Here is a 21376-nt window from a genome sequence, read left to right as displayed (position 1 = left end):
GTTACACGGTGGTGGCTCAGGCCAGCTCAGGCTGTACAGGTCGACAACTCGTTTCTATTATAGTCGCGGGCTACCTCAACGCCATCCAGACGCTACCTCTGAGTGCTTCTGTGGCCTGCGTGGGTGCGAACCTGAGTGTGCCCTTCTCCACCACGGGTAGTTTCTCCGGTAGTAATGTCTATACCGTCGAGTTGTCGGGGCCTGATGGTAGCTTCGCTTCGTCGACTACCCTGAGTAGTGGGACCACTAGCCCGATTATCGTACCTATTCCGGCCAACCTGGTTGGGGGTACCTATCAAGTACGGGTGGTTAGCTCGTATCCCCCAACGACAGGGTCATCCGTAGCCTTGAGCGTGTCGGCACCGCCTTCACTGTCGGCTAGTAGTAACAGCCCGGCTGGCGAGTTGAGTTGGGGCGATACGCTTCGGCTGAGCACGAGCGGTCAGCCTGTAAGCGGGGCTACATATCAGTGGACGGGACCCAACAGCTTTAGTAGTTCAGCTGCTACTCCAGTGCTACCAGTTAGTAGTTCAGCTCAGTCGGGCGCCTATACGGTAGTGGTGAGCACACCGGGGGGCTGTACGGCCACAGCTCAGACAAGTGTATCGGTCTCGACAGCCTGTTTGCTACGTTTTGATGGGGAGCCACTGGTTGGCTGCGACACGCTGGCGGCCGACACCACCCGCCAGGGTATGATTGTGGTCAAGCTGGCCAATGTGCCAGCGCATGGCCAGCTACGCATCAGTCTGTATCAGCAGACTACACTGGTGGCGACTCAATCGAGTTCACCGGCTAGCTTTACCGGACTGCTGGATGGGACTTACCGGCTAGAAGCGTATGTGCTATGGGGGAGTGACACGTGTCGGGCGGGAAGTCGAAGCCTGACGGTCCACTGTGACCAGCGGGTGCGTACCATCCGCATCAAGTCGGTGGATGCGACGGCTGCGGAAACGGATGTAATTCCTCGAGTCAGTGGTGGACTAGTTAGTCTGAATTTATCGGTGGACGAGTTGGCTGGTCTGGATTTGTAAGGCTACAGCTACCTGTGGCGTGAGCCGACCAGCACAACAGTGACCACCAGTACCGCAACCACGACCACATTGGTAGCAGGCAGGATCGGGGAGTACAAGGTGACCTTGGTGCGGGGCGCTGATACGTTGGTTGCGTATACGACCTTACGTTCGAAGCCTTGTAGACAGGTAGCTCATACCTACCAATGTGGGCGTCCGGCTACACCAGTAGTAGTCTGGGCGATACGGGTATCAGCAACCTGGCTGCAGGGGACACGATTCGCACGGGAGATTTCGATGTGATCGTGACGGAGGTATTGAGTGGGGGATCGGGAGGTTGGACGGATTGGAGCTATATATAGGTGACAATCGGAGTGCAGTCGAATTTACCAATACTAGGTAGTTCAATTGCTTATGATTTAAAAAAATCAAGCTAGTTTTTATTCCGTTTCAACCAAGGCTTCTCAATAAAATTCCAAGACAAAATGGCGATAAACAATACAGTAATAATTAATAGCACTATGCTTGGGTATAATTTAATTTTGTCAAATATATTGTAATGGATAAAAATTTGTATAATCGGAAAGTGATATATATAGATGCCATATGAAAAATCGCCATATTTCCCGAAATTATTAAATGCCGGGAAATTATAGGCTACATAAATCAATATAACCGTGAAACACAACGGTCTAAGTATCTCTAAGTCGACAGAATACTCCAATGAAAAAATACATATAGACAGTATAAGTAAGAGCGTTTGGTTTTTATTTATGTAAAAATCTCTGTAGTAATAAAATGAAATACCACAAATAAAGTAACAATAGAATCCAGGGGTTTGCCTACTTAGAAAAAGCAGGAAGTCATTGCTCGAATTCGATAAGTAATATTTGTATGTGAGTGATAGAGTATACAGAATTGCCAATAAAATAATTCTATTATATGATCTATACTTGTCTGTATAATAGAGTAATATAGGCAATGATAAGTAGAATAACACTTCTACCTTAATTGTCCACAGAGCACCATTTATAGCGGGTTGTGGGTTTGTAACAAAAACACCAGGTAAAGTCGGTTGTAAAAAATTCAGGAAAAATAAATTTGAAAGAAAATAAGAATACAGCTGCTTGCTTGTAAAATAGCCAATTAGAGATAAATCGCTTGACAATGAAAAAAAGATAGTAGCTAATAGAACAAACACTATATAAGCCGGAAGTATGCGCCGGACTCTTTTCTGTAAATAGCTAGATAGTCTATCGGAATTTTTATAACTTTTAGTTATGAGGTAGCCGCTTATTATGAAAAAACCTGTTACGGCACTGTACGAGTCTAAATATTTTTGTAACCATGATATTCTATTTTCTTCCATTAATTCGACCAAGTGCCTAAGTAAAACTACAAACGCCAATACAAACCGAATAAAATCAAAATTATTCTTCTGCATAAAAAAATACTGATACTGTTAGTAACAATAGTTTGTTGACTTAATGTTGTATATAGTTAATAATTGTTTTATTTTATAATATGTTAATAGTATAAGTGTATAAATAAAAATTAATAAGTAATCCTTTATCTAAGGATAGTAGTTTCAAGATGTGTATGAAAACAAGTAAGCTTACTCTCAAAAAATAACTGGTCATTTCCTTGAAGTCTGTTGAAAATCTCTTTTTATTTTACCCGAACATTTGATTTAACTTGACTTAGACAATCATTCGAATAGAAAGTAACAGTGTATTAATAAATTATGTATCTAAATGAAGAAGTACTGATATATAGTATAATTAATCTGCCATAATCGGTGGGAGATCCTTAAATTAATCTATATAGTAAGCTGCCCCTGAAACGGAGGCCATTTCCTGATCGGGCGCAAAATGAAGACAGAGTTAAATGATATAGTAGTTGGATACTTAAGTTCTGAATGGCATTATATATGCCCCGCAAGATTTAGGCCATAGGTTATTATGGCCCACTGTAGTCAATCCGAATCAGAAAAATGAATCTGACAAATCAATTTTGTGACTAGCTTGATCGGCACATCCACTCAATCCATACAATTATACGTTTGTCGAACCTGCTAATATTCAACTTAGCTCAATAGACTATTTGTTAATTTTTTGTAGTTAATGCTGTCTTAAAGTATATTAATAAAAATGCTAAAATAAAAATACTTTATATTTAACTATTTGTTTGGCAAGGTTTCTGTATTGGTCATACTAATTAGAAAGTTTAACTCAGTCCAATTGTGAACGTCTTTCCCGCCTTGATTTAATTCTTAATTCGATTCGGTAATTCCCGTACTTTTTGTTAGCCGGCTTATTGACTCCATTGGGTCGATTGAGTATTTATTGTGCTTATGTTATGACTATTACGGTTACTTTTCTTAGACATCTGTTTGGGGTTCTTTGGCTCTGGCTGATGCTTTTGCCCAGTACATGGGCTGCGAGTTCATCCTTTAATGAAGATCTTCCAATTCCTGCAAGGTCGTTTTGGGGGAGTGGGCAGAGCCAATTAGCGCCCGCTCTGATCGTGGCTATTGAAGAAACGAAAGCCCGGCTGGTTGCCCGTACCCAGTATCTGCAAACTGAAGCCCATCAGTTTGATGCGGTCGTAAGTGCAGCGGCTCAAGCTGAACGCGACACCGCTGCGGGTTTATTCAGCTATCTCGATAGTCGGGGTGGGTTTGTCGATAGTCTGCGAGGTAATGATCTGACGGTATTGCCCGTAGGTATTCGGAAAACGTTGGGAAATGGAAACGGAACATTGGATATCGGGATTTTAAAAGTTCGGTTTCTCTCAGACAAAGCCTTACTAACCGTTTTCGTTCGACTTCGACTCCCGGCGCCTGATAATAACTCTACTATTAAGGAACGAGAACTGTTTTTTGGTGCTGATGATGTGGTCTTTAGCCGGGATGGAGGTCTTGCGGGTGATTTTAAGCTAGTGCTGCTGGGGGACTTTGTTCAACCTCTGGGCAACATGACTCTGCGTTTCAAAGGAGGCTTAAACCGATATACGGGAACCTCGCAGGATCTTACCTATGCCAATGTAAGCTGTCAGTCTCTGGCGGGTTTGCGGATGTCGGGCGATGTAATTTTCTCCCGCTCCATGCTCGTTCCTATTGACCCGCTGACTGGTGCTGTGATACAAGACCAAAGTAAGATCAGCGCTTCTTTTAGCATTGATGCTCCCGACTTTAACGATTTGCTGGCGGACATCCGCTTCAGCCAGCCCTTTGCTATCGCCAAATACCCCAAATTTGGGTTTATATTGACAGGTGCCTCACTGGATTTGAGCGATAAGCGGAACTCCCCAAATGTAATCTATCCAACTGGTTATTTTGATAATCCTCAGAATGAATCGGCCAATGCATCGGCTGATCACGCAGACTGGCGAGGGGTATATGTTCAGCAATTTGATCTGTTGTTACCCAGTGAATTCAAGCCAGCCAGTAGTTCGGGACGCCTGGCTATTTCAGCGACCAATCTGCTGATCGACCGACAGGGAGTCAGTGGCCAGATTGGCATGAACCGGTCGACAAATCCCTATGATATGACTGCTTCGGGTTGGGCCATGTCGCTCACCGATTTTGCGCTCAACTTTGAGAAAAGTCGACTCATTGGTGGGCGGTTTGGTGGTTTCCTCCAGCTACCGATTGCTCCGGATACGCCCCTGCGGTATACCGGTAAGATCGACGATTCCGACGATTACGGACTGGCACTCTCGACTATTAATACCCTTTCGATTCCGATGTGGCGTGCTCAGGCCGACTTGTCCCCAAACTCCACGGTAGTGATGGAAGTCGTCAACGGAGCATTTAAAAACCCAGAGCCATCCTCCACGGAACTCTCGGTATCTATACTAACGTGAGTGGTGCACAGAAAACGGCCAGCGATGCTCTATTCAAATTCGAAGGTATTCAGTTTGCTGGCCTGGTCCTCCAGACTGAGCGCCCTTACATCAGCGCCACAGCGTTCGGCTACGAAGGCGACGTGAAATTAGCTGGATTTCCGGTTACGCTCCATGGTATCAACGCCCTGTTTCAGGGAGATTCAGTGGGTCTGGGTATTAATATGGAAGTCAACCTGATGGAGAATGCTTTTGGGGCTTAGGCGGCTTTCACTGTCTTTGGCAAAATCGAGACAGGGTCGGTTCATCGCTGGTCTTTTAAACGGGTTAAACTATCTGAGATCTGTGCGCATGGTACTGTCAGCCTGTTTAGTCTCAATGGCTGCGTTGCCATTTTTGAAGACGATACTACTTATGGCACGGGGTTTCGGGGCAGTGTAAACTTCAGCATGTCGAAGTTCGCAAAAGTTAATATAACAGCCATCGCTATGTTTGGGCGGAAAAGCAGCCCGGAAGACTTCCGGTACTGGTATGTTACCGGAGGGGCATCCGTACCCAAAGTTGCCCTGGTTGGTCCTCTAAGTATAAACTACGTATATGCAGGGGCATACTATCGCATGCGCCCCATCGCATCGGCAGCCATCGCTTATGCACCAGACAACACCTTTGGGTTGGGTTTTAAAGGCGGTATAGGGTTAGTGACCGGATCAGAGAAATTGTTACAGGGGGCGGCCGGATTTGAAATACTCTTCAATCGAAATGGGGGTCTGAACAGCGTAGGCCTTTATGGTGATTGCGCCTTAACCGGCGGGCGGACGGATAAAACCAATGACGATACATTCTTTGCCACGAAACAAAGTCTGCTCTATAGCCGCCCCTATGTGTCCGCTGAAACCTTCGATAATGCTGAGCTGGTTCGCAAAGCCAAAGAAGAATATATGGCTGCCAGTAATGCTACCAATGCACCCCTTTACGCCAGACTAGCTTTACTATATGATCATCAGAACCATATTTTTAAAGGGGTTTCCGACGCTTACGTCAATATCCGGGCGGCTGGTCGAAGTTTTGTGTACGGCGGTGGGCCAGGTAATCGTGTAGGGCTCATTGACCTCTACTTTGCACCCGATCAGTGGCACATCTACCTAGGGACAATTGCCCAGCCTTTCGATCTTACCATCGATTTCGGTGTCAAAGCCTCCACTCGGGCGTACATGATGGTTGGCTATGGGATTCCTGCAATGCCCTTACCGCCAGTTGAAGTGCGGAATGTTATTGGTTCGGCTTTAAAACAGACTCGGACGAATACCGAAAAAGAAGCCATAATTGATGGTACGGGCTTAGCTTTTGGGGCCAGCATGAACGTTAAGATTTGCGGTTGCGCCTGGGTAGGTTGCCTGGAAGCGCAGGCCCTTGCTGGATTCGATATTATGCTTCGAGACTATCCTGGGACCTATTGTGGCCGGAATCCGATTGGGGTAAACGGCTGGTACGGACGAGGGCAAATTTATGCGCTGGCGAGTGCCGGGCTGAGCGTATTTGGCTTTAGGCTCATCAGCGCGTCAGCCGCCGTTCTGCTGGAAGGTGGTGTGCCCAATCCCAGCTGGTTCCGGGGAACGCTAGCTGCTCAGGTTAAACTTCTCTTCATCAAGCCGCGCATTTCCTTTGGCATTCAAACCGGAGATGTCTGCGAACTCTAACCGAACCATCTCAGTACGATTTGACGTCTTCGCCCAACCAATTATGCCTAGATATATAGCCTTACTAATTTCCTTACTTTTTTTTCCGTTCGTTCGCATACAGGCACAAAGTGAACCATTGGCGATTCGGACACTGACCCGTATACGGGCCAATCAGATTCTGCTTCGGTGGGAGCCATCGACCGAGTCGTTATGGACTGCTGGTATTCAGGGAGGGTATTATGTGGAGCGAAAAGTGGTCTTTCGGAACAATGCTCTGGTTACCGGGGAGCCATTTGTTCGACTAACGACGCTGCCTATTCGCCCGGCCACTGGCACGATCTGGACTCCCTATCTGTCTCCGGATAGTGTTCAGCATCAGGTACTCTACCGGCTGGTCACGGGACAGGATACAGTCGCCGTGCAGGCCGATAGCAATAATTTGGTTCGTCAGGAATCGGATACGGATCGCCGGTTCTATTTTGGGCTAATGGCGGCTAGTCAAAGCTACTCCGCAGCCCGCCTGGCCGCGTTAGGTTATATTGATGCCACCGTTCAGGCCAATGAACGTTACGTGTATCGTGTAGTGCTGGCTACACAACCTGCCGGGATGTCAATAGCCTATGAGGAAACGACTCCAGTTGGGTTGGCTGATTACAGCCTACTTCCTGTTCTCCGGCAACCCAAGCTTACCTTTGAGCGATATTATGCTGATCTGAAGTGGGTTCATGATACCCTCCAGTCTCCACCCTATGTTAGTTATTGGGTCGAACGATCTGTCGATGGGGCTACTTTTCAGCGAGTTAACGATCGCCCGTTTGTTCAACTCGATGCCTCTACGACGATCTACACGTATAAAGATCCGGTTCCTAAAGGTCGCCGAACCTACTATTACCGCATAACGGGCAAAACACCCTTCGACGAACTGAATTCCTCCACAGTAGTCATTGGCCAGTCTAAAGATACGCTAGTATTTGCCCCACAGATCAAGTCGCTGCGGTTACTGTCCGATAACCGGGTTTATCTGAGCTGGCAGTTTCCGGGCGATACAACATTGACTAATTCCAGTCAGGCAGGAGCGGACTCGTTGTTAAAAAACTTTTTCATTAGTGTGGCGGCTAGCCCATCGGAAAAACCCACGACCGTAAAGGTTAATATTCCTCCGACTGATACGTTGGCGTATATCGACAATTATCTGGGAAAAGTTCCGAGTGGATCAACACTCTACTTTACCGTGGGTGCGGTTCGACAGGATGGCGATTCACTCCTGTCTGCTTCGTTGTTCGTTGAACCACTGGATACTATTGCTCCAGCGAAGCCTACGGGTTTGAAAGGACGAATTGAGGCAAATGGTCAGGTATATTTAAGCTGGAATCCTAACGAAGAGCCGGATCTCCTCGGCTATAAAGTATTCCGGAGTCAACGAAGAGGTGAAGAACCGTCAGCCGTTTCCGATACGATTCTAGTCCGTTCCGAGTTTCTGAACTCGGTCCTGCTCAACAGTCTTAATCCAACGGTGTTGTATCAGGTTAAAGCTATTGACAAACGATACAATGCCTCCGCATTATCGGCCCCTGTCGAATTGCTTAAGCCCGATATTCTCCAACCTACGGCACCACTGATCATTAGCGATACGCTGCAATATGGCCAGTTGGCCCTGACTTGGTCACTGAGCTCGTCAGCGGATGTGATTCGTCAGTTGATGCTTCGTCGTGAAACAACGGCTGACTCCTGGCTAACGCTGACTACTTTGTCAGCTACGCAATCGACCTATACGGATAATAGTATTCAGCCCGCTAAAAGTTATCAGTATCTGATTGTAGCCCAGGATCGTACTGGATTGTATTCTGATTCGACTCATATCTGGCGAGTTGAAGTCCCGGCCTCACAAGGGGCCAGTCATCCTCCTTTGACGGCTTTTAATGCCCAACCCGACGGAAATCTGCCCGGTATCCGACTAAGCTGGAGTTACAATGGGGCCGATGTGAGTGAATTTCAACTTTACCGGGCTACAGGCTCGAATGCCCTAGGTTTATGGAAAATGGTCTCGGGGCTTGAATCATCCGTTGACGATATGGAAGCCACAACAAGCGGCACATATCGGTATAAGATTCAGGCTGTCTTTAAAGATGGTAGCGTATCGAACTGGCAATCGGTATCCGCAACGATTGGGAATTCGAACACTGCAAGTCCCGGTCTGTCTCCTTATGTCTATCGTACGATACCGGCTCAATTGGTTTCCGTAGGCCAGTCGTTTACATATAGTATTCCTGATTCGGTTTTCGTACATCCTGCTCAGAGTGGACTAACTATCAGTATTTTACCGCAAGGTCTTCCCAGTGGAATAATGGCTTCGGGTAGTTCACTGAGTGGTATCCCCCTCCAGGCAGGCACCTTTATTGTTACGGCACAAGGTGTAACATCGGATGGCTATAGAGTCGCAACTACCTTCCCTCTTACGGTTAGCGGACTACCCATCGCAATAACGAGTGTTCCAAATATGACAGTAACTATCGGACAATCATTTAGTTATACTCTGCCGAATGGAATCTTTGCGAATGGTCAGGGGCAAACTCCGCAGGTGAACCTTTTGTCGACGGGTTTACCTGATGGGGTAACCGTTACTGGTCTAACGATTCAGGGTATACTAAGTAGCCCAGGTCCCTACACGGTCACGGCACAAGCTCAAAATGCACAAGCAGGCACATCGTCTGTCAGTTGGTTGCTGGTGGGTAATCAACCTCCCCTGGTCCAACCTCCGTTGACTTCCTGGAGTGCGTTAGTAGGACAGGTTGTTTCCTGGACAATACCGAATTCTACGTTTCGGGATATGGATGGGCAGTTGGCGGATGTTCGTATTCGAGCAACCGGTTTACCGCCGGGCCTGGTTGTGCAGGGAAACCAGCTGATTGGAGTGCCAACGCTGCCTGGGAGCTATACGTTGTCCCTCATTGCTACTGATGATCAGGGCTCCCAAACCGAAAATGCCGCAGCGATTCAGATTCTTCAGGCGGTCAATCAATCGCCGATTGTGACTGTAAGTGCAAATCGGGTAGAAGGATTGGTCGGTGATAGCCTGAGCTACATACTACCTGAAGGCCTGTTTTTCGATCCCGACGGTCGAATTGCGCAAGTGACCCTTTCCGGAACTCCTCCAACGGGAATGGTACTTTCGGGTCTTACCCTAACAGGCACACCCACTCAGACTGGTACGTTCACCCTCTCGGCTACTGCGACCGATGATCGAGGTATGTCGGTGAGCAGTCCGATTGAACTCATTATCCGGTAAGCCTATTTATTTCTCTACAAACGCAAATCGAGCCGGGTGAAAATCCGGCTCGATTTGCGTTTGTAGAGAAAATGAGATTAACAGTTTAATAGCCTGGATTTTGAACCAGACTTTTGTTGGTGTCGATCTCGCGCTGAGGAATCGGCAAAACCAGGTTGTTGGCATTATAAGCTACAGTACCAACCGTTCCGGCCGTTCGTTTGATGTCAGCAATTTGCTGCCCTTCGAAAGCGAGTTCGAGCCGACGCTCTAGCAGGATGGCTGCCAGATCAACGGAAGTGAGAGCAGTGACTTTTGCACGATTACGAATCAGGTTTACATCAGCTAGTGGAGTTGCACCGACACTAGTATTGAGCCGCAGATTGGCTTCGGCACGAATCAGGTACATTTCAGCTAATCGAACTACCGGAACATCTCCGTATTGATCGTTGAATTTGCTAGTAAATGTATTCTGACCAGCTGTGTTAAAGAAAGTACCCCGTACATCGCCAGCCGCGTATAGTTGACGGAATTTCGTTTGTACCCGTACATCGCCACGTCCCTGATTGAGCGCTGATGCGTAAAATGTATTCAAATCGTTAACGCCATCCTGATCCGTAACGATGATCTTGAAGATGATCTCAGGTTCGGAAGTCGCATCGTTGAATACATCCGCAAAATTCGTGAGGAGGCTATAATTGCCCGAGGTAATCACCCGATTGGCCGCATCGCGGGCGGCTGCGTAATTCTGTTGCTGCAAATAAACGCGGGCCAGGATAGCAGCCGCAGCGCCTTTAGTCGCAAACCCGTTATTGGCTTGTTTGGCGGGTAATTCACTTTCCGCTTTTGTTAGATCAGCGATCACCTGAGTATATACTTCGGCGACTGTATTCCGAGCGCGGTAGTCGGCATCCGTAATGCTGGTTGTTGGGGTTAGCACCAGGGGTACGCCCGGATTTGACGCTGGCGTGCCGTCGTTCCAGCTTTTGGCGAATGCTTTTACCAGTTCAAAATACAGGGCTCCCCGAATAAACAGGGCTTGCCCTTCAACGTTTGCCCGATTCGCTGTGCTGACTTTCGATAGGGCGGGTAGGATATTGTTTACCCGGTTGATGGCATTGTAGCCGTCCAGCCAGAAATCGCGCGTTACGGTGTTGGAGGTAGTAACGGTTTTGCGCCATATTTCGTCGAGCGTAGCGTAGGTTCCTCCAAAAACTACATCTCGGTTGTCGCCCATGAGATCACCAATGTATTGAATGCCACCGCCATAGAGATTGACGTCGCTGAGTCCATCGTAAGCACCTGTTAGCGTAATAATGACATCCTGCTCAGTATTTAACGCCTGACTTTGTTCAATACTTTGTGTCGGTTCTACATTTAGTCGGTTGTCGCAGGCGGTTATCAGCAGCGTGACAGTCCCGGCGTATAACCAATGTTTTAAGGATATATTCATGATGAAAATGCGGTTGAAGTTTTTTTAACGTCTCAGAATCAGAAGCCTATGTTAATGCCGCCCGTAATGGTGCGTGCTTGTGGAGCCGTATAGAAATCGTACCCTTGCGCAATATTCGATACGATGTAATCGGCATTCACTTCAGGATCCCATCCAGCGTATTTCGTAAATGTTAACAGGTTTTGTCCCGTTACAAATAGCCGAACGTTGTTCAGTTTAGCTTTGTTAATCAGCGTTTTAGGCAGATTGTACGCGAGCGTAACAGTCCGTAGTCGAACGAAAGCGCCATCCAGAACAAATCGGCTCGACGATTGAGCGCCATTATTAAAGAACAAACGTGCTTCTGGAACATTGGTGTTTGGGTTCTGCGCTGTCCAGGCCGCTAACTGATCAACTGTCTGGTTATCTTCAAACCGACCATTCGCCGACGAATATCGTCCGACACCGTAGAAATTGATTTTGTTTCCGAATACGCCGTTGAACAGAACGCTTAAACTAATGCCTTTATAACTGAACGTATTCGTAATACCCCCCGTCCATTTAGGTAGCGGGCTACCAACCACCACCCGTTGCGCCTGGCTGTATGTACTAGTCGTTGTTCGGTCGAGCGTACCGTCCGTGTTGAGGGTGTTTTTATACCAGAGTGCATTGCCATTCGCAGGATCTACACCAGCGTATTCCTGCGTGAAAAACACACCCAGGGGCTGGCCTTCAACGGCACGACTCATGGCATTAATACCCCCTTCAATAATCTGCCCCTGCAGATTGGTGATTTTGTTAGTATTGGTAGCCGCGTTGAAACTCGTGGTCCAGCGGAAAGCACCTGTCAGGTTTTCAGTGTTCAGTACAAACTCGAATCCTGAATTTTCCAAGCTACCCACGTTTCGGAATTGGGTAGAGAATCCACTCGTACCCGGAACGTTTACGTTCAGCAGAAGACCAGACGTTTGTTTGTTATAGTAGTCGATTTCGCCATTGATCCGGTTGTTCAGGAATCCGAAATCAACCCCTACATCGAATTGATTCGTTGTTTCCCATTTCAGATCGGGATTGGCTAATTGTGATGGACGCTGACCAGGTAGCGTACCGTAACTGGCATCGCCCGTATATAAACCTAGTTGTGGGAAGTTCTGAATTTCAGCGTTACCCGTTTGACCGTAGCTGGCGCGAAGTTTCAGAAAGCTGATCGACGTGTTGTTTTTCAGGAAGCCTTCTTCGGATAGTACCCAACCTGCCGAAACAGCCGGGAAAAAACCGTAGCGACTATTCCGTCCGAAACGCGATGAACCATCAATCCGGGCGCTTACACCTAACAAATACCGATCGGCAAACTTGTAATTGGCCCGTGCGAAATACGATAGGAAACGGTAGTCGGTCTGAGTTGATGATCCGTCGGTTTTACGAGCTGCGCTAATGATCTGACGATACGCATCGGATGGGAAGTCGCGGCCTTCCGTAAAGTTGGTTTTTTGCTGCGACTGCTGATACGACATACCAAGGGTCAGGTCGAGTACACTACGGCCGAATAAGGCATTGTAGGTGAAGAAGTTATTCGTCGTATAGTTCTCTACCCGAACATATCGGTTTTGGCCGACGCCCAGTGGAGCACTGAAATTCCGTTGCGTTTTGCTATTATAATACAACTCTTCCTGCTGATTGAGCACGTCCAGACCAAACTCGGTTCGGAACGATAACCCCTTGACAATCTGCAACTGACCGAATGCATTGGTGAGCGTACGATACACCGTTGTATTAAAATAAGCGTTCCCAATGTTAATCAGTGGGTTATAATAGACCGGAATGCTGATATCGCCAGGAGGAGAGCCTACTGGCAGACCCGTAACCGGATCTGTGGAGGGTGTCATTGGTGGTAACGCAACCATCTGCATGGGGTTATCGAACTGATTATCAGCGGATAGTCGGTTGTTGAGCGTACGTGTCAACCCCATGTTGAGCCCAACCCGAAGTCGATTAGAAACCTGATGATCGAGATTTAGTCGGCCTGAATATCGTTGCAGCGCATTGCCAACCAGAATACCTTTTTGATCCAGAAGTTGCCCCGAAAGGTAGAACGTCGTTTTGTCGTTGCCGCCGTTCAGGTTCAGGTCGTACTGCTGATAGGGAGCGTCCTGGTATGCCAGATCTCCCCAATTGGTACTCACCTGATTGGGTGTTCCGTAGGTTCCCAGCCCCTGAGATTCATAAAATCCTTTCATATAGGACGTGTATGAATCAGGGTCGTTAGCGGCAAGTCCATCAATGCGATCGGAGTTGGCAGCTGCCTGATTATAGAAGTTTACATACTGTTCCGTATTCAGAAATTGCAGTTTTTTGGTAGGCTTACTTGATCCGTATTGCGCGCCAAATGTAATGTTTGTGCGACCCGCTTTCCCTCTTTTGGTCGTGATCAGCACCACACCATTGGCCGCCCGTGCTCCGTAAATAGCACCTGCTGAGGCATCTTTCAGAATATCGACTGACTCAATATCCTGTGGGTTAATATCGGCCAGTGGGTTAGTGGACGCACTGTTAAAGCTCAGATTATCCGTTGTTACCGGCGTGCCGTCAACTACGTAAAGTGGCTGGTTCGAAGCGGAAACCGACGATTGACCCCGTACCCGCACCTGAATGCCCTGACCTAGTTTGCCAGATCCTGAATTGATCTGTACGCCAGCGGCTTTCCCTTGAAGCGCCTGATCGAACGTAGTGACGGGTTGATCCTGAATATCGGCGGCTTTGACTTTTGCAATGTTTCCAGTCAGATCGCGCTTGATCTGCTGACCATAACCCGTTACGACGACTTCATTCAGATTACGAACATCTGTTTTTAAGACGACATTGATCGTAGACCGATTATTGACGGTTTCTTCGACTGTCGAAAAGCCAATGAAGCTAAAAACGAGCGTGGCATTCGTTCCAACGTTGAGTCGATAAGTGCCTGTTGCATCGGTTAATGTGCCCTGGGTGCTGCCTTTTATACTGACCGATACGCCCGGTAAGCTAGCACCATCATCGGAAGATGTAACCCTGCCCGCAACAACCTGACTTTGGGCATGAGCGCTCCATGCTGTCATCAGCAGAAGGCTAATTATGAAGAGGTTTTTCATATTGTTTGTTAGGTGAAAAAAAGAATATTGGACGAAAAAATCCAATCAACGATGCGTAAATTAAATCGATATTAAAGAAATAGACAATAAAGTCTGCCTTGATTTTTAAAATTATTGTCTGAAAAGAAGTTAGATAGAGAAATAAAATAATTTAAAAAGGCTATATGTCCATATATAATTAAGTGGATAGTTATATGGCTTTCTGTTAGGAATTTTATATTGAAGTTATCAGGAAGTATAGACCGTATACCGGAAAGAACCCACTGTTCCGAAAGTATGAGATTAAACCTAAACTACCTGATGCAGTCAAACGTTTATAGAAACAAACCGCTCATAAACAACACCAATGAACTGTCGATTACTAACCTTTCTCGCTCTGATACTGGCCGCACCAAGCTTGTGGGCACAAGGAAACTATACAACCGAAAGTCCTCGCGTTGAGGATGTAAACGACCGCGATGTAACGATCAAACGGGTCGAATTAACGGATCAGTACACCATTATTTACATGAAGTTCGAAGCGCCTGCGTCGAAGCGTTCGCTGCCCTTTCAATTTCCGATGCCGAATGGACGACCGAGCCAGCCACTAAGCGAAAATAATATTGGTTTTCAGCCAACGTCACGTCTATACGTTAATCAGGGCGAACGATCGTACAAGTTTATTCGGGCAGAGAATATACCTGCCGAAACACGTCGCCCAGTTCGACCGGGTGAGCGTGTGGATTTTGTTGCCTATTTTGAACGGATCGATCCGGGCTACACCACCTTCGATTTGTTTGAGTGCCGGGATAGTAAAGGCTATATTTGTTTTAACTTCTGGGGAGTGCATATCACTAACCCCCTCCGTAAAGACAAATACTCACAACGAACCCCAAAAACAGCCCCGCCCGTTCAGCCTCAGCAACCAAAATATACTCCTCGTACCAGACCTGGTCTTGGCGATGACCCTACCACACCGACCCAACCGAAGGTAACGCCAGTTCCGGTTGAGGTAACTATCAATGGGGTCACACGTGATTCGAAAACGAAAGAACCTATTGTTGCTACCGTGACGTATCGACTCCTATCGGGCGCGGAAGCTTCTGGCGATGATCCTGCTGATTCGGTGCAGAGTGTTGATCCGACCGGAAAATATCAAATTTCAGTTAATCGAAAGGGAGTGTATGCGTTGACGGCTTCGGCAAAAGGCTATTTTAGTCAGAATGATACGTTGGCAACGAATCGGGTTGATATAACTCGTGATTTCAATCTGGTGCCGATTGAAGCGGGAGCCAAAATCACGCTGAAAAATATCTACTTCAATGTATCCCGCTATGACCTTAAAACCGAGTCGTTTCCTGAACTGGACCGATTAGTAGGGGTCATGCAAAGCAATCCAACCATGCAGATTCGGCTGGAGGGGCATACGGATACGGTTGGTGAATTTGATGCCAATGTGGAATTGTCGCGCAATCGGGTCAATGAGGTGAAGAAATATTTAGTGAGCAAAGGCATCAGCGCCGGCCGAATCGAAACGGTTGGTTATGGTCCGTCGAGACCCATCAATACCAACAAAACACTAAAAGAGCGTCCCGAAAACCGCCGGGTAGAAATGGTGATTGTCAAAGTTTAAACTTAACCGATTGTTTCAGGTTTCACGTTTACTGTTCCATGTTGACCTATGCATTGAACGTGAAACCTGAACTATGAAACCTGATTTTGATCTCAACGTTGTTCTGGCCCGGATTGAAGAAGCCATTAAGCCCTATCCTAAAGCGGCTATGTTCGATCTGTTCGAACGAGGTTACAATACGCTGTTCGAACAACTGATTTCGTGTATTATCTCGATTCGAACACTCGACGAAACCACAATTCCAGTATCGTTGCGGCTATTTGAGAAAGCGCGTACACCGGAGCAATTGCTGGCCATCGATATTCCCACTCTCACGGAACTCCTTTACGGAACGACTTACCCAGATCAGAAAGCTTATACGTTACACGGCATTGCCGAACGAATTATCCATGAATTCAATGGCAACCTTCCCGCCGATTATGATACGCTGACATCCCTGAAGGGAGTAGGGCCAAAATGCGCGAATCTGGCCTTAGGCGTAGCCACTGGACAGGCCGCCATCAGTGTCGATATTCACGTACACCGCGTTGTGAATCGCTGGGGATTTGTGCATACAAAGCAACCCGAACAAACCCTGAAAGTCCTTGAGAGTCAAGTGCCACACGAGCAGTGGATCAACATCAATCGGCTATTGATGCCCTTTGGTAAACATGTTTGCACAGGCACACTCCCGCATTGTTCCACCTGCCCAGTACTAGAGTGGTGCGAGCAAGTAGGCGTAGAGCGGCATCGGTGAAATTACGGTTAAATGTATTCTTTCCAAGGTCTGTGTCCTCACAGACCTTTCTTGCGACAGCCAATATCATCCGGTTAATGGTCTGTGAGGACACAGACCTTGGAGAAGAAGGATAGTTAAACCTCTAAATGTGACTCATCAATGCTGATTTCAGATTGGCTAACGTATCGCGACAGGCTCTGTCGATCTGTCGGTAGAGATCGGCCTGTTGCTGGGCGGTTTGCTCGATTACTTTTCGATTCGTCGTTTTGCCACCGGCTGCCTGCTCCATTTCTTCCACGGTACTACTGGCCCCTAAAATGGGTGTATTAAAGCCATTGTTTTCAGCAACCAAATCCGTTATCGTAGCCCGATAGCGACCAAACTTGGCTTCAGCTGTAAGTGAATACCGTATGGTTTGTCCATTAATTCGGTACAGAGATTTGATAAACATAATATTGTGTTCCGGATCGTATTGTTGCTCGGCAGAACCTCCTGCAGCATAGTATTTTTCAGCCCATTCATGAAATTGCCCCATCATTTGTTTGGCCGGGAGTTTGGCGTTGGGCACTTTTACAATTTCCTGATACTGAACCTGTCCTAATTCATTCGTGGGTAATCGAAATTGCGCCGATGCAGGAATCGACACAAGTAAGGCGAGCATAAATAAATACTTCATAATGATTCTTCTGCGACAGGCAAACGACGCTGCTGTTTGAGTTTCTGATAGCTGGCCTGGTATTTTTTGTTCCCCTTTACGCCAACGCTGGTCATAACGCCACTAAGCATGGTTTTGATCCAGTAGCCGAAAATAAAGACTTGCGGGTCACGATCATAAAAAATGCGCGAATCCGTTTCGTTTTTCTTGCGGATCACCTTGCCAATTACGAAGTTCTTTAACTTGGTCAGAAACGTTTTCTTCGTTGTATCGGCAGGGGTAAGTAAGGTGATTTTTAGGTCTTTATAGTGAAATCGCATGTTCCCCATCGAAGCATATTGATTACCTATAACACGAGCCGTAATGGGCTGAACATAACCACCGTCCAGATTGGCTGCAATCATGGGGTTGGTTAGTTTGGTTAGTTCGGGCAAATGGACATCCGACGTTTGCAACAGCATCCGGAAGCCAGCCAGCGAATCCCCGTATGATTCGCGATATTGTAGTCCATCAATATGCAAACCGAGTATTTGCGTGCTGGCTTTTAGACTTAGGCTATCCGATAGCTTTTTCGGACGATTGGTAATATTTTTCAGCACCCCGTTGATTTCCTTCATAGGAACATCGCCCACCCGATTGGTCAACTTGGAGGTTTCGTGATAGATTACGTTGCTGTTGACAACCGATATCGAATCAATGCGAAATGGAATTTTGATGTTTTGAATCAGCCGGGTGGGCATCAATTTGTCAGGTATATAAGCCGGGTCTGGCAGTCGCTTGTCACGCGATACATCGGTCGTTATGTTTTTGACAACCACATGCCGAACTGCAATCGTTGAATCACGACGCCACTGCCGCATGTTGAATCCGTAGAACTGAGCCTCATCGCCCTGAATCGTAATGTAATCGGCCTGTTTGTGCGGAGGCTTCATAAATTCCGATTTGGGAATGGTTGGCGTTACCTGAAAATTATTCAATTGCAGTCGTGACCCTTTGGCTCCCCAGTCGATCTTATCTGCCCAAATGGCCGTTTTGGAGCTTTTGAACGATACGTTTGTAACGGCTACATTCGCGTGATCCATCCAGGTAGACCACGGTATTTTTTTGCCCGCTGTCCAGCTAAAAGTAGGGTAGTCGATAGTCGCGGCAATGTGGCCGAGACTTAACTGATTGGGCTCCGTCTTTTTCTTTGTAGGCAGAACTGGCTCCAATTCATTGGCAGCTATCTTGCCCTGCAAATGGCCCGTTACCTGAAGTTCTCCAGTTTTAGTCGTTGACACTTTGCCATGTGTCAACTGGGCAGTGGCCGCAGGAACAACAGTGTTGAGTTTTGAGCTTGTCAAGGCGATAGTCGTTGGGGTTACGCGCCATGAATCGAAGGTTAGCCCGTCTTTAGAGCCCTTCAAATCGGCCGCGTCGATATCAACGAGAGTCTGTACGCGTATCGAATCAGCCGCTTTCTTTCGAACATAATTTACTCTGGCCCCATTGACGTGCAATTCCTGCAGTGTAAAGGCAAACGGAAGCGAAAGTCCTTTTGCTGAGGTTGTCTTTGAAACAGCATCAGCATCGCCTTTGATCATGACGATAGGCTGATCGATATTGACCGAATGGAGACGGACTGTTGAAAAATCGGTCGAGTTTAGCAACCCTGTTACGCGAAGCTGCGGGAGCGAAAGTTGAACTACTTTATCAGACCGATTATCGCCGTATCGAATTGTTCGGAATGTAGTCGTTGCCCGACTGTTCATGTCCACCTGGGCAACCGATAGTTGATTGTCGCCCGGCTTATCCACATAGAGATTAGTTAGTTTGCCGCCGAATTGCTGCCAGCCAATGTAGCCCGTTTCGGTTGTCAGACTATCGATCTGAATAGCTGATCCCTGAAAACCGGCCAGGGTTTGTTTCGGTAAGGCTGCTTTCAGATTGACATGATCGGCAACCAATCGACCAATGTGAACCAGCGGCAGTGGTTTTGCTGATTCTGAATCAGTCTGAACTTGACCTACCTTTGCCTTTTTTGTTGCCAGATTTGCGTTAATCGCTAGATTCTGAACACGAAGTAGATCGATCTGAACGTCTTTCGAGTGTTGAAGCGCATCCCAGGCAAAGGCTTCCCAATACAGTTTATTCGCCTGAAAGGTGATTCCACTGGTCAGGTTCATCTGCAATTGATCGACCTTATTGTAATGTTGCTTTCCCTCCATCGCGTATTTGGTTAGCAGTACATCGACCTTCCTGGTTTTCAATCGCGCATTTTCAATGGTTAGGCTCGGAATGGCGTGTTTCATGTCAATCAGCGAATCGCTGACTAAAAAATCGTTGAGGTAAACCGTGGCATTCATGTTTTTCATGGATACCTCCATCGGATCATCACCCAATAATTTATACTGTGCATTGGCGTTGATGATTCGGAAGTTGTCCACCTCCAGAATTTCGCCCAGGCCGTGCAGTGTTTTAAATAAATCCACTTTTTTAGGCGGAGCCGTTTTTCGAACGAAAGGCTTTGGATGAATCGCTGCCTTTTTTGTGGCTACTGCCACGATGCTGGGCTGGACCAGTTCAGCGGCCGACGCTACAATTCGCTTCTGCATTAAATCTTCAACGCTGACATTACGCAGATGTAGGAGGGGAGCCTTGAATGTCAGGCCTTTTCCTCTAATTCGTTGCGATGCGGTTCCATACATCACATTTCGAAAAATTACATCTTTCCGAACCATATGAAACGATTCTACCCCAATTTTGAACAGGCTATCCGGCGAGAAAAAAGCAATGTGATGTAGACTCAGATTAATACTGTCCGTACTAATAGAATGCTCGCTATTCTGATTCAGAGTTAGGTTGTAGATGCTGACGTTAGCCTGTTCAGAACTGCCTCTGGAAATCGGACTGGTTTTATTGCCCAATAAGATTTCGCCGTCTTTAATAGCCGTATAGCCAATCGTGACGGTTTTGAATAGGTTTTTAACGTTTGCCTGAATGGTGCCGCTCGTATCTACGATTCGCTGTTTCCCTTTCGAGCGTTCGAGGGGGAGGTTAAGCACGGGTCTAATGCAAATGAGGGTATCGAGCCAGAGTTCGCCTTTCTGATAAACGGCCGGCAAATGCGTTGAGTTGAAGAAAAATTTCTCAGCCTGCAAGCTCATTTCGCCTTTTTCGGCTGTAGCCGGTTTCCGAAAATCGATTGAATCGATCTCAAATAACTGCGTTGAGCTGATAAAGTGTAATCCACGAAAACTCAGCGTGTTTTTTCCATCCGAGAGCACCCATTTCTGCCTGCCCAGTGCGAGTTCAATATGATCTGACCCTAAGATTCGCCGATTATCGTTGTCGATTCTGGAAAAATTACGAACGGTCAGATTAATGTCTTTAACCGCAAACGGTGCTGTTGATCCGTGTCGAAAAAGCGCGAACGATCCTCCCTGAACGTTGAATGAATGGGCGTGTAAATGATCTAATGTTTTTTGCAGATTCTCAAGAATGCTTGAGGTATGAAAGCGGGTTTGATGATGCGTCAGCGGATCGGCCCGATAATCGTGAATGACAATTTCGGGCTTTACAACCGAAAAGCTGTCAACTAATAATCGCTTGTTAATCAGTAATTCACGCCATGAATCGACAGATAAATAGGCGCTTGGAATGCGTACTGTATAGTAGAGAGGAACGTTGGCCGTATCTTTTCGGGCAAATGTCAATCCATCAATCGTAACCTTTCGGTTCAGAATCGACAGACTTAGTTTATTGCTTTGGAAATCATAGCCACCTTCGGTTTCTTTATCAATCGCGAAAATGATGACTTCTTTCAGGTTATGCACCAACACATAATACGCGATTCCTCCTGCCAGAACGGGAAGTGCCAACACAAGAAGAAGTATGTATATCCAGTGTTTTGAAGGCACCTTCATAATCAATTCGTAAGTCGTATAGGGAATATGGGGGATAGAGTGTCTTCCTATCTGCTACGATTAACTAAATAGTACGTAAATGGGTTTTGGATCGATTAGTCGGGAAGATTATTTGTAGATTAATTT

Annotated in this window: 12 protein-coding genes and 1 pseudogene; 8 read left to right on the top strand and 5 right to left on the bottom strand. The window is 46.9% G+C overall.

All coding sequences use genetic code 11. The annotated features are described in order from the left end of the window. Together ACYVE4_RS29540 and ACYVE4_RS29535 are read left to right on the top strand one after the other, a co-directional pair. A pseudogene (locus ACYVE4_RS29540) lies at positions 1–1031 on the top strand (hypothetical protein); the annotation flags it as partial. A 185-nt stretch (positions 1032–1216) separates the two neighbouring features. Further along, on the top strand, positions 1217–1372 hold the full coding sequence (locus ACYVE4_RS29535) for a hypothetical protein (RefSeq protein WP_461044010.1): 156 nt from the start codon (positions 1217–1219) through the stop codon (positions 1370–1372). A 71-nt stretch (positions 1373–1443) separates the two neighbouring features. On the opposite strand, the gene ACYVE4_RS29530 is transcribed toward ACYVE4_RS29535, so the two are convergent. Further along, the gene (locus ACYVE4_RS29530) at positions 1444–2454 is read right to left on the bottom strand and encodes an acyltransferase family protein (RefSeq protein ID WP_461044009.1); all 1011 of its coding nucleotides are present in this window, start codon (positions 2452–2454) and stop codon (positions 1444–1446) included. 914 nt (positions 2455–3368) lie between these two features. Here ACYVE4_RS29530 and ACYVE4_RS29525 point away from each other — a divergent pair. The 4 genes from ACYVE4_RS29525 (at position 3369) to ACYVE4_RS29510 (ending at position 9821) form a co-directional block, all read left to right on the top strand. Then, complete coding sequence (locus ACYVE4_RS29525; RefSeq protein ID WP_461044008.1) at positions 3369–4877, top strand: hypothetical protein; 1509 nt, start codon at positions 3369–3371, stop codon at positions 4875–4877. Beyond that, a complete protein-coding gene (locus ACYVE4_RS29520) occupies positions 4874–5119 on the top strand; it encodes a hypothetical protein (RefSeq protein WP_461044007.1) in 246 nt (81 codons plus the stop codon). The genes ACYVE4_RS29525 and ACYVE4_RS29520 overlap by 4 nt, the downstream gene beginning before the upstream one ends. 186 nt (positions 5120–5305) lie before the next feature. Continuing rightward, on the top strand, positions 5306–6553 hold the full coding sequence (locus tag ACYVE4_RS29515; RefSeq protein ID WP_461044006.1) for a hypothetical protein: 1248 nt from the start codon (positions 5306–5308) through the stop codon (positions 6551–6553). Positions 6554–6596: 43 nt separating this feature from the next. Beyond that, the gene (locus ACYVE4_RS29510; RefSeq protein WP_461044005.1) at positions 6597–9821 is read left to right on the top strand and encodes a hypothetical protein; all 3225 of its coding nucleotides are present in this window, start codon (positions 6597–6599) and stop codon (positions 9819–9821) included. 85 nt (positions 9822–9906) lie between these two features. On the opposite strand, the gene ACYVE4_RS29505 is transcribed toward ACYVE4_RS29510, so the two are convergent. Further along, the gene (locus ACYVE4_RS29505; RefSeq protein WP_461044004.1) at positions 9907–11253 is read right to left on the bottom strand and encodes a RagB/SusD family nutrient uptake outer membrane protein; all 1347 of its coding nucleotides are present in this window, start codon (positions 11251–11253) and stop codon (positions 9907–9909) included. Positions 11254–11291: 38 nt separating this feature from the next. Continuing rightward, entirely contained in the window at positions 11292–14360 is a 3069-nt protein-coding gene (locus ACYVE4_RS29500) for a SusC/RagA family TonB-linked outer membrane protein (RefSeq protein ID WP_461044003.1), read from the bottom strand. 346 nt (positions 14361–14706) lie between these two features. Here ACYVE4_RS29500 and ACYVE4_RS29495 point away from each other — a divergent pair, with 346 nt between their 5' ends. Together ACYVE4_RS29495 and ACYVE4_RS29490 are read left to right on the top strand one after the other, a co-directional pair. Then, the gene (locus tag ACYVE4_RS29495) at positions 14707–15972 is read left to right on the top strand and encodes an OmpA family protein (RefSeq protein WP_461044002.1); all 1266 of its coding nucleotides are present in this window, start codon (positions 14707–14709) and stop codon (positions 15970–15972) included. A 73-nt stretch (positions 15973–16045) separates the two neighbouring features. Beyond that, on the top strand, positions 16046–16708 hold the full coding sequence (locus ACYVE4_RS29490; protein ID WP_461044001.1) for an endonuclease III domain-containing protein: 663 nt from the start codon (positions 16046–16048) through the stop codon (positions 16706–16708). Between the two features lie 124 nt (positions 16709–16832). On the opposite strand, the gene ACYVE4_RS29485 is transcribed toward ACYVE4_RS29490, so the two are convergent. Next, complete coding sequence (locus ACYVE4_RS29485) at positions 16833–17366, bottom strand: hypothetical protein (protein WP_461044000.1); 534 nt, start codon at positions 17364–17366, stop codon at positions 16833–16835. Beyond that, the gene (locus tag ACYVE4_RS29480; protein ID WP_461043999.1) at positions 17363–21250 is read right to left on the bottom strand and encodes a hypothetical protein; all 3888 of its coding nucleotides are present in this window, start codon (positions 21248–21250) and stop codon (positions 17363–17365) included. The genes ACYVE4_RS29485 and ACYVE4_RS29480 overlap by 4 nt, the downstream gene beginning before the upstream one ends. Positions 21251–21376 lie beyond the last annotated feature (126 nt).

The organism is Spirosoma harenae, assembly GCF_054776975.1.
The sequence above is the reverse complement of the archived record's forward strand: the minus strand, read 5'-3'. Positions and strand labels throughout refer to the sequence as shown.